15 protein-coding genes, 1 tRNA gene and 1 pseudogene are annotated in these 12,426 nt (G+C 66.4%); 12 read left to right on the top strand and 5 right to left on the bottom strand.

Features of this window, described 5'->3' with window-relative positions; translation table 11 throughout:
* Window positions 1-53 precede the first annotated feature (53 nt).
* Window positions 54-2,801 carry a pyruvate dehydrogenase (acetyl-transferring), homodimeric type gene (gene aceE / locus AB0J53_RS07865; RefSeq protein ID WP_357587408.1) on the bottom strand — a complete coding sequence of 916 codons (2,748 nt, stop codon included), beginning with the start codon at window positions 2,799-2,801 and terminating at the stop codon, window positions 54-56.
* 443 nt (window positions 2,802-3,244) lie between these two features.
* On the opposite strand from aceE, the gene AB0J53_RS07860 reads away from it, so the two are divergent.
* From AB0J53_RS07860 to AB0J53_RS07820, 9 genes are all read left to right on the top strand, one after another.
* Window positions 3,245-3,427 (top strand): DUF1918 domain-containing protein, encoded by a 183-nt coding sequence (locus AB0J53_RS07860; protein ID WP_219517460.1) that lies wholly within the window; start codon window positions 3,245-3,247, stop codon window positions 3,425-3,427.
* Window positions 3,428-3,436: 9 nt separating this feature from the next.
* Window positions 3,437-3,844: a secondary thiamine-phosphate synthase enzyme YjbQ gene (locus AB0J53_RS07855; protein WP_219517458.1), complete on the top strand. Its 408-nt coding sequence runs from the start codon at window positions 3,437-3,439 to the stop codon at window positions 3,842-3,844.
* 117 nt (window positions 3,845-3,961) lie between these two features.
* Window positions 3,962-4,393, top strand: coding sequence for a DUF3052 domain-containing protein (locus tag AB0J53_RS07850; protein ID WP_219517457.1), 432 nt, complete (start codon window positions 3,962-3,964; stop codon window positions 4,391-4,393).
* Window positions 4,394-4,442: 49 nt separating this feature from the next.
* Window positions 4,443-4,898 (top strand): peroxiredoxin, encoded by a 456-nt coding sequence (locus AB0J53_RS07845; RefSeq protein WP_357587406.1) that lies wholly within the window; start codon window positions 4,443-4,445, stop codon window positions 4,896-4,898.
* A gap of 11 nt (window positions 4,899-4,909) precedes the next feature.
* Window positions 4,910-5,230: a hypothetical protein gene (locus AB0J53_RS07840; RefSeq protein WP_219517455.1), complete on the top strand. Its 321-nt coding sequence runs from the start codon at window positions 4,910-4,912 to the stop codon at window positions 5,228-5,230.
* 51 nt (window positions 5,231-5,281) lie between these two features.
* A complete protein-coding gene (locus tag AB0J53_RS07835; RefSeq protein ID WP_308126175.1) occupies window positions 5,282-6,232 on the top strand; it encodes an ROK family protein in 951 nt (316 codons plus the stop codon).
* Between the two features lie 18 nt (window positions 6,233-6,250).
* Window positions 6,251-6,325: transfer RNA gene (locus tag AB0J53_RS07830), tRNA-Val, on the top strand.
* 330 nt (window positions 6,326-6,655) lie between these two features.
* Window positions 6,656-7,180 (top strand): DUF6461 domain-containing protein, encoded by a 525-nt coding sequence (locus tag AB0J53_RS07825; RefSeq protein WP_364169758.1) that lies wholly within the window; start codon window positions 6,656-6,658, stop codon window positions 7,178-7,180.
* 120 nt (window positions 7,181-7,300) lie between these two features.
* On the top strand, window positions 7,301-7,933 hold the full coding sequence (locus AB0J53_RS07820; RefSeq protein ID WP_364169755.1) for a DUF6461 domain-containing protein: 633 nt from the start codon (window positions 7,301-7,303) through the stop codon (window positions 7,931-7,933).
* Window positions 7,934-8,004: 71 nt separating this feature from the next.
* Here the strand turns inward: AB0J53_RS07820 and AB0J53_RS07815 are convergent, their stop codons facing one another.
* The 4 genes from AB0J53_RS07815 to AB0J53_RS07800 form a co-directional block, all read right to left on the bottom strand.
* A complete protein-coding gene (locus tag AB0J53_RS07815) occupies window positions 8,005-8,532 on the bottom strand; it encodes an SMI1/KNR4 family protein (RefSeq protein WP_364169752.1) in 528 nt (175 codons plus the stop codon).
* 430 nt (window positions 8,533-8,962) lie between these two features.
* Complete coding sequence (locus AB0J53_RS07810) at window positions 8,963-9,151, bottom strand: hypothetical protein (RefSeq protein WP_364169749.1); 189 nt, start codon at window positions 9,149-9,151, stop codon at window positions 8,963-8,965.
* Window positions 9,152-9,532: 381 nt separating this feature from the next.
* Window positions 9,533-10,111: a DUF4352 domain-containing protein gene (locus AB0J53_RS07805; protein WP_364169746.1), complete on the bottom strand. Its 579-nt coding sequence runs from the start codon at window positions 10,109-10,111 to the stop codon at window positions 9,533-9,535.
* 488 nt (window positions 10,112-10,599) lie between these two features.
* Window positions 10,600-11,187 (bottom strand): DUF4240 domain-containing protein, encoded by a 588-nt coding sequence (locus tag AB0J53_RS07800; protein ID WP_364169743.1) that lies wholly within the window; start codon window positions 11,185-11,187, stop codon window positions 10,600-10,602.
* Between the two features lie 299 nt (window positions 11,188-11,486).
* Between AB0J53_RS07800 and AB0J53_RS07795 the strand changes: the two are divergent.
* The 3 genes and pseudogenes from AB0J53_RS07795 to AB0J53_RS07785 form a co-directional block, all read left to right on the top strand.
* Window positions 11,487-11,582: pseudogene (locus tag AB0J53_RS07795) on the top strand (IS5/IS1182 family transposase); the annotation flags it as partial.
* Between the two features lie 53 nt (window positions 11,583-11,635).
* Window positions 11,636-12,052, top strand: a complete 417-nt coding sequence (locus AB0J53_RS07790; RefSeq protein ID WP_364169740.1) for a hypothetical protein — start codon at window positions 11,636-11,638, stop codon at window positions 12,050-12,052.
* Window positions 12,052-12,270 (top strand): DUF6011 domain-containing protein, encoded by a 219-nt coding sequence (locus AB0J53_RS07785; protein ID WP_357587373.1) that lies wholly within the window; start codon window positions 12,052-12,054, stop codon window positions 12,268-12,270. The genes AB0J53_RS07790 and AB0J53_RS07785 overlap by 1 nt, the downstream gene beginning before the upstream one ends.
* Window positions 12,271-12,426 lie beyond the last annotated feature (156 nt).

Raw genomic sequence — 12,426 nt, 5'->3', positions numbered from 1 at the left:
CACCGGAAGGGGCGGGACGGCACGACCGTGCCGTCCCGCCCGTCCGGGTCGTCTCAGACGCCCATCGACTGGGTGTCGTTGCTCTCGGCGCCACCGGCCTCGGTCACGCCGTTCTTCAGGTGGTAGCGGGCGATCGCCTCGCGCAGCACCTCGCCGTCGAGCTCACCCCGCTTGACCAGGCTGGTCAGCACGGCCAGCGTGATCGAGGCGGCGTCGACGTGGAAGTGGCGGCGCAGCGCCGAGCGCGTGTCGGACAGGCCGAACCCGTCGGTGCCCAGCGAGGACCAGTCACCCGGCACCCACTGCGCGATCTGGTCCTGGACGGCCTTCATGTAGTCGCTGACGCCCACGAACGGGCCCTGCGCCTGCGACAGCACCTGCGTCACGTACGGGACGCGCTGCTCGGCGTCGGGGTTGAGCAGGTTGTGCTCCTCGCACGCGAGCGCGTCGCGGCGCAGCTCGGTCCAGGACGTCGCCGACCACACGTCGGCCGACACGCCCCACTCCTCGGCCAGCAGCCGCTGGGCCTCCATCGCCCACGGGCCCGCCACGCCGGAGGACAGGATGTTGGCCTTCGGCCCCTGCGTCTGCGGCCCCTCGGCGAACTTGTAGAGGCCCTTGAGCAGGCCCTCCACGTCGATGCCTTCGGGCTGGGCCGGCTGCAGGTAGGGCTCGTTGTAGACGGTCAGGTAGTAGAACACGTCCTCCGGCTGCTCGCCGTACATGCGCCGCAGGCCGTCCTTGACGATGTGCGCGACCTCGAACGCCCACGACGGGTCGTAGGAGATCGCCGCCGGGTTGGTCGAGGCGATGAGCGGCGTGTGGCCGTCCTCGTGCTGCAGGCCCTCGCCGTTGAGCGTGGTGCGGCCGGCGGTGGCGCCCAGCAGGAAGCCGCGCGTCATCTGGTCGGCCATCTGCCACATCTGGTCGCCGGTGCGCTGCCAGCCGAACATCGAGTAGAAGATGTAGATCGGGATCATGTGCTCGCCGTGCGTGGCGTACGAGGTGCCGACGGCGATCGCCGAGGCCATCGAGCCCGACTCGCTGATGCCCTCGTGCAGGATCTGGCCCTGCACCGACTCCTTGTACGACAGCAGCAGCTCCCTGTCGACGGCCTCGTACGTCTGGCCGTGCGGCGAGTAGATCTTCGCCGTGGGGAACATCGCGTCGAGGCCGAACGTACGGGCCTCGTCGGGAATGATCGGCACGAACCGGTGGCCGATCTCCTTGTCGCGCATGAGGTCCTTGAGCAGCCGCACGAACGCCATCGTGGTGGCGACCTGCTGCTTGCCCGAGCCCTTGGCGAACGTCTGGTAGGCGGCGTCGCCGGGCAGCTTGACCGGTTTGGCGCGCACGACGCGCTTGGGCAGCACGCCGCCGAGCGCGGCGCGGCGCTCCTTCATGTACGCGATCTCGGGGTCGTTCTCGCCCGGGTGGAAGTACGGCGGCAGGTCGCCTTCCAGCGCCGAGTCCGGGATCGGCAGGTAGAGCCGGTCGCGGAACTCCTTGAGCTCGGCCTTGGTGAGCTTCTTCATCTGATGGGTGGCGTTGCGCGCCTCGAAGTCCTTGCCGAGCGTCCAGCCCTTGATGGTCTGGGCCAGGATGACCGTCGGCTGGCCGACGTGCTCGCGCGCGGCCTTGAACGCCGCGTAGACCTTGTGGTAGTCGTGCCCGCCGCGCGACAGCTTGCGGATGTCGTCGTCGGTCAGGTGCTCGACCATCTTGCGCAGGCGCGGGTCGCCGCCGAAGAAGTTCTCCCGGATGTAGCCGCCCGACTCGACCGAGTAGGTCTGGAACTGGCCGTCGGGGGTGGTGTTCATCTGGTTGACGAGCACGCCGTCGACGTCGGCCGCGAGCAGCGGGTCCCAGTCGCGGCCCCAGACGACCTTGATGACGTTCCAGCCGGCGCCGCGGAAGTAGGACTCCAGCTCCTGGATGATCTTGCCGTTGCCGCGCACCGGGCCGTCGAGCCGCTGCAGGTTGCAGTTGATGACGAAGGTGAGGTTGTCGAGCTCCTCGCGCGCGGCCACGCCGATGGCGCCGAGCGACTCGGGCTCGTCCATCTCGCCGTCGCCCAGGAACGCCCATACGTGGCTGCGGCTGGTGTCCTTGATCTGGCGGTTGAGCAGGTAGCGGTTGAACCGCGCCTGGTAGATCGCCCCGATCGGCCCCAGACCCATCGAGACCGTGGGGAACTCCCAGAAGTCAGGCATGAGCCGCGGATGCGGGTAGGAGGGCAGGCCGTGGAAGCCGTGCGACAGCTCCTGGCGGAAGGCGTCGAGCTGGGCCTCGTTGAGGCGGCCCTCCAGGAAGGCGCGGGCGTAGATGCCCGGCGCGGCGTGACCCTGGAAGAAGACCTGGTCGCCCGACTCGCCGTGGTCCTTGCCGCGGAAGAAGTGGTTGAAGCCGACCTCGTACAGGGAGGCGGCCGAGGCGTAGGTGGCGATGTGGCCGCCCACGTTGGTGCGGGCGTTGGCGCGCGAGACCATGATCGCCGCGTTCCAGCGGATGTAGGCCCGGATGCGCCGCTCGACGTGCTCGTCGCCGGGGAACCAGGGCTCGCGCTCCGGCGGGATCGTGTTGATGTAGTCGGTGCTGCGCAGGCCCGGCACGCCGACCTGGTGCTCGCGCGCCCGCTCCAGCATGCGGAGCATCAGGTAGCGGGCTCTGGTGCGGCCCTCCGTCTTGACGACGTTGTCGAGGGACTCGAGCCACTCGTTGGTCTCACTGGGGTCGACATCAGGCAGCTGGCTGGGTAGGCCGTCGCTGATGATCGAGAAACGCTGGCGTCCGGAAGCCACTGGGTCTCGCCTTCCGAGGATGACTGATGTCTGGTCTGGGTCGCTTTCCATCCTGGTCGCTCGGCGTAGAAAGTGCATCTCTACTCACCGGTAACCAGGGTGTCGCGGCTGGCAGGGGTACTACTGGTGGCCTAGACCACCGATGGTAGGACGAATCAACCGCATAGGTTACATCCGTCCCGCATTTTAACAAGACGGGAAAAGCTACAAATTTTTGCCTTGCGCCCCTGAGTATCCCCCGGCGGGGTCGCCGCGTCACTCCCGGGGAGGGGGCAAGCGCCGCGCGGAGTCTAACGGCAGGCATCCGGGACCCTCCGGCCCCTCTCTTCCGGGCGTTCTCAGCGAACTCTCAGGTAACGGTTCGGTCATGATTGCGGCCGTTGTCGCGCCGCTCCGGCCGCCGCCCTCTTTTCGTACGGCCGCGTCCGTACGAGGCTGTAGCTATGAATGCGACGGTAGGAGACCGGCTCCTCGTGCACGGGAACACCGTTGGCGAAAGGGACCGGAGCGGAGTGATCATCGAGGTCCAGGGCGCGGACGGCGGCCCTCCGTACATCGTGCGCTTCGACGACGGGCACACCGGGCTGGTGTTTCCCGGCCCTGATGCCGTCATTGTGCCTCAGTAGAATTTCCCCGTGAGATCAGAACTCATCTCCGTGGCCACGGGTTCACGCGAGACGGTGCACGACATCACCGGGGAATGCGCCGAATTCGTCCGCGCGCGGGGTGACGACGGGCTGCTGCACGTCTTCGTCCCGCACGCGACGGCCGGCGTGGCGCTGCTGGAGCTCGGCTCCGGCAGCGACGACGACCTGCTGTCCGCGCTGCGTGACCTGCTGCCGGCCGACGACCGGTGGCGCCACGCCCACGGCTCGCGCGGTCACGGCAGGTCACACGTGATGCCCGCGTTCATTCCGCCGTACGTCACGGTCCCCGTGCTGGGCGGCAGATTGGCGCTGGGCACCTGGCAGTCCATCGCGCTGGTGGACCTGAATGTCGACAACCCGCAACGCCAGGTTCGGCTGTCGTTTTTGTCTGATTGATTCTGGCCGAGTAGGGCCGTACCCGTGGCGACCGTTGACGACTGAGGGTCACAGCGTGTGGACTGTCCCGAAGCGATAAACCGCATATGCGGGGCCACTCAAGCAGGAGGGATAAACGTGAGCGCGACCGCGGGTCAGGCGCAGGGCGAGCGCGGCCTGGCCGAACGACTCGGCCTCAAGCCGGGTCAGGTGGTGCAGGAGATCGGCTGGGATGAGGACGTCGATGACGAGCTTCGCGATTCCATCGAGGACCTGACCGGCAACGAACTGCTGGACGAAGACACCGACGACGTCGTCGACGTGGTGCTGCTGTGGTGGCGCGACGGCGACGGGGACCTGTTCGACGTCCTGAGCGGCGATGCCATGCGAGCACTCGCCGACGGTGGCCAGATCTGGTTGCTGACTCCGAAGGCCGGGCGCGAGGGCCACGTGGAGCCGAGCGACATCGGGGAGGATGCCACTACGGCCGGTCTATCGCAGACCAGCAGCATCTCCGCGGCCCCCGACTGGTCGGGGACCAGGCTCGTCGCCCCGAAGGGCCGGCGGTAGGAGCCTGACGACAGGAGCGCGGACGCCAGCCGTACGGCAGGATGGAACCGTGAACGGGCATCCTGCCGGGGTCGGCGCCCCGGCTCCCGAATTCGAGCTGCGGGACCAGCACGGCACTCCGGTGAGGCTTTCTCAGTTCCGGGGCAGGAAGGTCGTGCTGGTCTTCTACCCGCTGGCGTTCAGCGGCGTGTGCCACCGCGAGCTGTCCGATCTGCGTGACTTCGCCGCGGGTGACGCGCAGATCCTCACCGTCTCGGTCGACTCGATGTTCACGCATCGTGCCTGGGCGGACCAGGAGGGTTACGTTTTTCCCCTGCTCTCCGATTTCTGGCCACATGGACAGGTGGCGCGGGCGTACGGTGTGTTCGACGAGACGAAGGGCGTCGCGCGGCGGGGCACCTTCGTCATCGACGGCGAGGGCGTGATCCGCTGGTCGGTGGTCAATCCGGCCGGTGAGGCGCGCGACGTCGCCGACTACGCCAAGGCGCTCGCCGACATCTCGTAACGGAGGAAACGATGCCCTGCTACCGCTGCGGGGCCCGGCAGACCGACCCCGTCCGCGGGGCCAGCCCCTGGAAGCGCGCGGTGCGCCGGGAGCGGCAGGTGCTCATCTGCCCGGACTGTCAACGCCTGCACGACCTCGACCTGGAATCGTGCGGCTCGTGCGGGTCCACGTCGATGATCTGCCGGCTCGGCGAGGTCGAGTGCCGTTCCTGCGGCGCCGTCCGCACCGCCCGTGCCCTGGTCGACCCCGAGGCGCTGATCGGCTCCGGCGCTCCGCCCGGGCTGTCCGCGGAGGTCGAGGCGGCGCTCAACCGGGTGCTCGGACGCGCCTGATCTTGCAGGACTTTTCCAGACATTTGCTGAGCTGCGCTATCGTTCCGTTTCGTGTCCTCAACTAGTTCGTTCGTCGTCGCGCTGGACGTCGGTGGCACGTCCATGAAGGGCGGCCTGGTCAGCGAGACCGGCACCGTGCTGCTGAGCGAGCGCCGCTCCACCCCGCGCGCCGAAGGGCCCGAGGCGGTCGTCGCCGCCATCCGCGCCTTCATCAGCCACCTCGCCGCCTCCGGCGACGGCACGCCCGCGGGCGTCGGCCTGGCCGTCCCCGGCCTGGTCTCCGAGGACACGGCCCTCTACGCCGCCAACCTCGGCTGGAGCGAGGTCCCCGCCACCGACTTCACCGAACTCGACGTGCCCGTCATCCTCGGCCACGACGTCCGCACCGGCGGCCTCGCCGAAAGCGTCCTCGGCGCCGGGCGCGGCGTGCCCGACTTCCTCTTCCTCCCCATCGGCACCGGCATCGCCGGCGCCATGATCATCCACGGCGAGCCGTACGGCGGCGCGTCCGGCTGGGGCGGCGAGATCGGCCACATCCCCGTCTTCCCCGACGGCGAACAGTGCGCCTGCGGCCAGCTCGGCTGCCTGGAGACCTACGCCTCCGCCGCCTCCGTCGGCCGCCGCTACAGCCAGCGCGCCGGCGTCGAAGGCGTACGCGCCGAACAGGTCGTCGCCTCCGACGACCCCGTCGCCATCGAGGTCTGGGACGACGCCGTCGAAGCCCTCTCCCTGGCGCTGGCCACGTACACGCTCCTGCTGGACCCCTCGATGATCGTCCTCGGCGGCGGCCTCGCCGAGGCGGGACCCGCTTTGTTCGATCCGGTTCGTACGCGTCTCGTCAAGCGCCTCACGTTCCGCGACGCCCCGCCCCTGCTGCCGGCCGCCCTGGGCGTCGACGCCGGCATGCTCGGCGCCGCCCTCCTCGGCTGGCGCGCCGCCGGCCGCCCGGACCTGGGCGCCGGATGGGACGTGGAGGTGCGATCGGCTCCGTTGGTGTCGTAAGGTGTAGTGCCGATCAGGGGGCGGTTAGCTCAGCGGTAGAGCACTCGCCTTACAAGCGAGGGGTCACTGGTTCGAACCCAGTACCGCCCACCAGCAGAAAGAGCCCCGTTTCCGATCTCGGAAACGGGGCTTCGTGCCATGAGCGTGCCATCAGGTCGCGTTGATCTTGGCGTTCATCGCGTCGGCGATCTTGCGGTCGGCTTCCGCCGTGCTGGGGCGATCGACGGTCTGTGCTTCGTCCCTCAGCGCGGCTCACCGAGCAGTCTTGTCGCGGTCCGTGCCCGAGCCGAGGCAATCAGAGGCACAGGCGCCAACTCAGGAAGGGGCGGCGCGCCCGGCTGCCCCTATCGAGGTGACGGCTGTCGCCCATAGCCTGTCCCCGAAAAGGATCATTATCCAGGCTGGGGCGAAGGGGGAAACGTAATGGGCGACGCATCGCCGATGGCTTACGCCTGGTTCATCGAGGAATGTCAAAAGGACAGCGACCTGATCGGCGTGACGTTCGTGCGGGGCCTGTCTCCTGAGGAGGCATTGCACCGGGTCGGCGCCACTCCCGGTGACATTTCCCGCGAGGTGGGCATCGCCGCCTACGCGGGAGACGGAGGAGCGGTCCTGATTGACTACCATTGCCAGCCGCTCCCAGAGACCCTCTCTCACGGTACGGAGATGGCACGGGTCATTACAGGCATCACCATGGACGAGCACTTCGGCTACTCCGTCGATGGAGTGATGGTCACGGCATTCGAGCCGTTCTTCCCTGGCGAGCGGCACGGCAGCGATCCTGACCGCTTGCTAGCTCATATGCGAGAGCTGGGCATGCCGCTGGACGGAGAGGCCGACTCGCGGACTTCCACCGCTCTCGCCATTGCGCTGGCTGCACGAGTCACTGGAGTCACCCTGACTCCGGCTCACTATGGGGCGGAGCACGTCGTGGGATCGATCGACTGAAGGTCCCGATCCAGCGACCTGCCGTGCAATGCATGTAATGATCACGCAGCTCATCGTGGCGAGAGATCGTTCTGTCGTATGGAGAAGGCCGCTCCTGGAGAGCAACGAAGGAGGGTTACGGTGGCCGATCCGCTTGCCCCGTTCCGTTGGTTGGAAGCCTTTCCAGGGGACCATGACGATCTGCTTGGCGAGATTTTCTGCGTGTCCTTCTTTCGCAGGCTCGAACCTGCCGAGGTGCTGCGCCGCTTCGGGGTCGGACGCCCAGGGCGAGAGATGACCTTCCATGAACTCGCTGGAGAGGTCTGGGAGGCCATAGGAATGACGGACGACGACTATGTCGGGGTCGTCCAGGCCGGTGAGTGGGGCGTGGCCGTCGAACTGCGGGGTTTCCAGGCGGTGCTGGCCGATCGGCTGACCGGGCTGTCTCGGGGATGTGAGGTGGTGGCGGTGGCACGGCACGATCATGCGGAGGACAGCTTCGTGTACGCGGCGGATGGCGAGGTCGTCACCAGCTTCACGCCGCACTCGCCAGGCACTCGGTGGGGCAGAGACCCGGACCGGATCAACGAGCTCATGCGTGAAGCAGGCTTGCCTCCGGAGAAGTTGGATGAGGAGGCGTGGGAGGCGACGTGGGATGACTTGTACACGAACAGGATTTCGCGCGCGTTCTTGCTGGCAGCCAAGATCACTGGCGTGGTGTTCACTTCCAGCGTCCTCGACGAGCGTCTACTTGTCGGCGCCATCAGTCAGTGATCACGAGGGGCGTGCACTGCTGCGGGTGGCTATCGGGTTACCCCACCGTCAAGGCGGCGAGTCCGCAATGATCAGCTTGCGTCGGGTTGGAAGTCCTTGAATCTGTCCATGTCACTGGCCACAAGGTCGAAGAAGCTGCGATGGCGCTCGACTCCCAGCAGCCACGCGGCCGCGAAGCATGCTTCCCATTCTCCCGCCGGGCTGATGACGTGCGGGTTGAGGAAGAAGTCGCCCTCGTCGAACTGCCCGATCAAGATGGAATCGGGGAGGTATTCGGGGCGGTAGAACGCGGAATCCTGGTCGTCGCCGTAGACGAAGTACTCCTCATCCGATGCACTGTCGATCGGGTAGGGCTGATTGGGGTCCGCCAGTTCGGCCAGCCATGGGGCGAGGGTTCGCACGCGCCCGATTTCGTGGACAGGCCGGAAGATTCCCTCACCCCACCCGTTCGCGATGCAGAGGAAGGCGCGATAAGTCGGCGGGAGGCGTATACCAAGACGTTCCTCCCGCTCGGCGATTTCGGCCTCGCTTGCGCCTATCGCCGGGAACCCCGGTGCCTGCCCAAGGAGTTCACGCCATGCGTTGTCGGTGTCGCTCATGGCGGAGACCATAGCGATCAGATCTGACATGTCATCCGATGCCGCAGGTGACGCCTCATTGGCCGGGGTCGGCATCCATCCCTCTGGCGAGCTCGCCTACCGTGACAGGGCCAATCCGGAAGAGCTTCACCCGAAACCCGCTGGCCAAGTCCTTGAGCACATTCGGGTCATCGATCTGTTGTGCCCGCCAGCTTGATTGAATGGCAGGTGATCGGCATGGTCACCGTGCCATTAGTCAGCCTCTGAAGCGGTAGGGGTGGCCAGCGGTGTGAGGGTGGCCGCAGCCTGGGATCGGGGATCATGGCCGCTTACAAGCGAGGCGCCCACGGGATGCCGCCTGGGGGTCGGTCTCGTGTGGGAGGTTGCGCGCCGAAGAGCGACGGTCGGTCGGGCATCTCACGGACTCGGCGGATCGCCAAGGTCCCTGCGCTTAGCGGAAACCGTCCGTGAGGGCCAGGTAGGCGAGGAGAACCGCGCCGACAATTAGCCCCGCATAGGCCATCGAACCGAGAGCGCTGCCCGGTTTCGATGCCCGGGGCTTCTTGCCGGAGTTCTGGATCAAGGCCGCGAGTACAACCCAGGCGATGGCGATGAAGACGGCGGCGAACGTGTCAGTCATGGTGAGCCGATCATGCCTGAGGCTCAGGGAGCGAACAACATCGAGTCCGACATGCTGTTGCAGATCCCGGGGGACTCCGCTCCAGCAGGATCGCGAACACGACCTAAGCGGACTGTCGTGTTCGGCGAGGACTCTGATCTTCCCGCCTCGTCCAGGATGCCGCCAGAGCCCGGAGGGCGGAGGGTCAGGCCAGGCAGGAAAGCGGAGCCGTACACGGGCGGCGTGGCGCGGACCTGCCCATGATGTGGCCCCGGCGCTGCGCGAGATCTGTGCGGCTCGCGCCGGGGCGACGGTGAAACTGGTGCCGGCGTGTAGGGGGCTATGGATGTGCAGAGTGGGAGCTTGAGCCTTCTGGTGCTTTCTCGAGGCTCTTCGTGGCGGTCATGAGCCCGCCAGGGACACTTTCACTCCGTCTGAGAAAATCGAATCGTGAAGCTCGATCGAGACAGGCTTCACATTCTTCGGGATGTCGAACAGCACCACGCCGTCTACCGAGTTGCCAGGGTTGATCTTCTCATAGAGTGATTTCGAGTCATCCAGGTAAAAGGCTGCCTCTGACGACGCTTCGAATTCGCGGCCCTTTGCGTCGAACAGCTTCTGCTCGGCGCCCATGAACGACTCCGACTCATCGCCGATGTTCGTCACCTTGACGTGGACGAGCAGGAACACGCCTTGCGCGTCCTTGCTGAGGAATTCGCCGCCGACCCGGTCCCGCTTCTCCAGCCTGGTGACGGTGAACTCGAACTTTCCGTCTCGTACCCGTGAGCCGATCCCTGCGGTCTTCGGCTTGGCTTCCGGCTTAGCTTCTGCTTCTGCTTCTGCGGCATCGGATTCCGGTTCCGGTGCTTGGTCTTCGTCGGCGGGTTCGCGGTCGGCCACCACCGTCGTCGGGGCGCTGCTGCCCCCACCGGTAGCCGCGGCGATGAGCACCGCACAGCCGCCGAACACGAACACCAGCACCACGCCGATGATCAGCAGGATCAGTGGGGCGCTGCTCTTCTTCCTCGGAGGCGGGCCGGGTGGATAGCCGTAACCCTGCTGTGGAGGGTACGTCGGCTGCTGCGGCCTGTATCCGTAAGGGTCTTGCCCGTATGGCTGCGACATCGCAGGGGCTCCGAATCACGAAAGAAGAGAACGGGGGGTAGGGATTGGGACGTTCCAGCCTCCTGCTTGGTTGCCGTGGCTGAGGGGATGTGCGTGTCCGGATGCGGACACGCAGCTCGGCGGCCGTGGTGTTTGTAATGGTTTGTGGTGCTCTGTGTGTCCGGGGTCGGGCACCGTATGAAATGCAGCTCTCGAAGTGTGAGACCGGGTCGTGCGATAGCAGCGGCCCCACCGGTCGCCATTGCCCGCGAGAGTGCGTGGCCTGGCGGCAGGGCGTCCCGGTTGGGCGGCAGCGGCCAGGAACGGTAGTGGGTCCGCTTCTCGTCGGTGGAGAACGCCGGTATCTAGGTGCGGCCGTAGAACTCGCGGATGAAACGGTAACTTCGCGGTACCCTTCGGGCGGCCTCTTCCTTGTCTTGAGGGTCCCACTCCTCGTCCGTTGAATGAAACACTCCCGCGAACGTCTCACCTCGAGCTTCAAGAACGTCGTACAGGGCTTGGGTATCCGTGCCCGTCACCTCCTCCCAGGCGATCGGAGCCACATAGGCGAGGTCTTCCAGTTGCGGCCAGTCGTCATCGGTGCGGGGGAGCCGGTCTCGCTTCATGGTGAGAAAGCGCTGGACCTCGGGCACATCCGAAAGCGTGTCCGGGTCGGCGGTGACCTTTTCGAAGGTTTCACGGCCGAGGCCGACCAGCCACATCTGGAAATACTCGAAGCTGTCGCTACTGCCTGTCAGATATAAGATGTTGGACGCGCCTCCCAGCAGGTTGGTGTTGGCCTTGCGCCGAGCTTCGAGAATCCATGACTCAAAGTCGATGATGTCCTCGACGGGCCGTCGCGTGAGCTCCTGTTGCAGCCATTGCAGGCGCGCTTCGTTCGGACGATGTTGTGCGGATCGCTCGATCAGGTGCCAGAACTCCTCGATGTCCATAGTGATGATCGTGGCATATGCCGATGACAGAACTGGTGGGTCCGACAAGGGGTGCCGCCTCGTCGTCCGCCGGATGACGAGGCGCTGGATCGAAGAGACAAGCGGGACTCCGTGGGCAGGCAGGCTTGAGCGTGGGAGGGCGTCGCCATGAGCGGGAGCCACGAACCTGCCACAGCGCATCCCGCCGACAGGAAGATAGGCGCTGGGAACAATACGAGTGACCTGCCCCGTCACTGTATGGACAGTGGCCGGTGCGCTTTCGTCGACGGCGTAGACCGCGATGGCGAATGAGAACGGGTCCTGGGGGACGGCTGATGTGGGTCTCACCTGGTCCGCCGGGCGCCGTCCATGACGTGACCGCGACCCGGGTGCTTGGCCTGATCGACGCCCTGAGCAGCGTCGCGTACGAGTTGGTGGGGTTGCGGGACACGGGGGTGGAGGATGGGGCGTGAGCAGTCTCTGGCTTGTGGACATCGACGGCACGCTCGCGTTACGCGGCGATCGCGGACCGTACGAGTGGGATCGGGTAGGCGAGGATCAGCCGAACCCGCCCGTCGTCGCGATCGTTCAAGCGCTGCTGCGTGACGAACACCGCATCGCCTACGTGTCCGGTAGGAAGGAGAGGTGCCGGCGCCAGACGGAGAAATGGCTGTGCGCCCATGTCGGCTACTGGGACGACACGGAAGGGCTGTGGATGCGAGGGAACGGAGACAACCGGGCTGACACGGTCGTGAAGCGGGAGATCTACGAGCGGCATTTCGCTCACCTCAGGATCGCCGGGGTGATCGACGACCGGGCGTCCGTGGTCGCGATGTGGCGGCGGCTCGGGTTGACCGTGCTGCAGGTGGCTGGAGGCCGGTTCTGATGAACCTTCTCGATCTCACCGAGCCTGCCGCCCTCGACCACGTCGCCAAGTGTGCGGCCTGCAAGCACACCCTCAGGACCCCGGAGTCCCGCGCGTTGGGGTTGGGGCCTGGCTGTGCTTCCAAGCTGGGGCTGGCTCCCCGGAAGCCGTTGCGGATCACCGGAGTGCCGCGAGGATGGGCTGTCGAAGGGCAGATCGACCTGTTGGAGGAAGAGTGATCCTGGAACGGCATCCCGGAGAGTGGACGTAAGGCTCTGGGGTGGGGCGTTTATGGCCGACCTTGGCGGCGGGGCGGCGCTGTGATCACTGTCTGCGTGACCGAGGCAGGTGACAAGTACCATTCCTCCAGGACTGCCGGGATCTCTCCATGCCGC

The organism is Nonomuraea sp. NPDC049725 (genome assembly GCF_040674795.1).
GTDB classification, from domain to species: domain Bacteria; phylum Actinomycetota; class Actinomycetes; order Streptosporangiales; family Streptosporangiaceae; genus Nonomuraea; species Nonomuraea ceibae.
The sequence above is the reverse complement of the archived record's forward strand: the minus strand, read 5'-3'. Positions and strand labels throughout refer to the sequence as shown.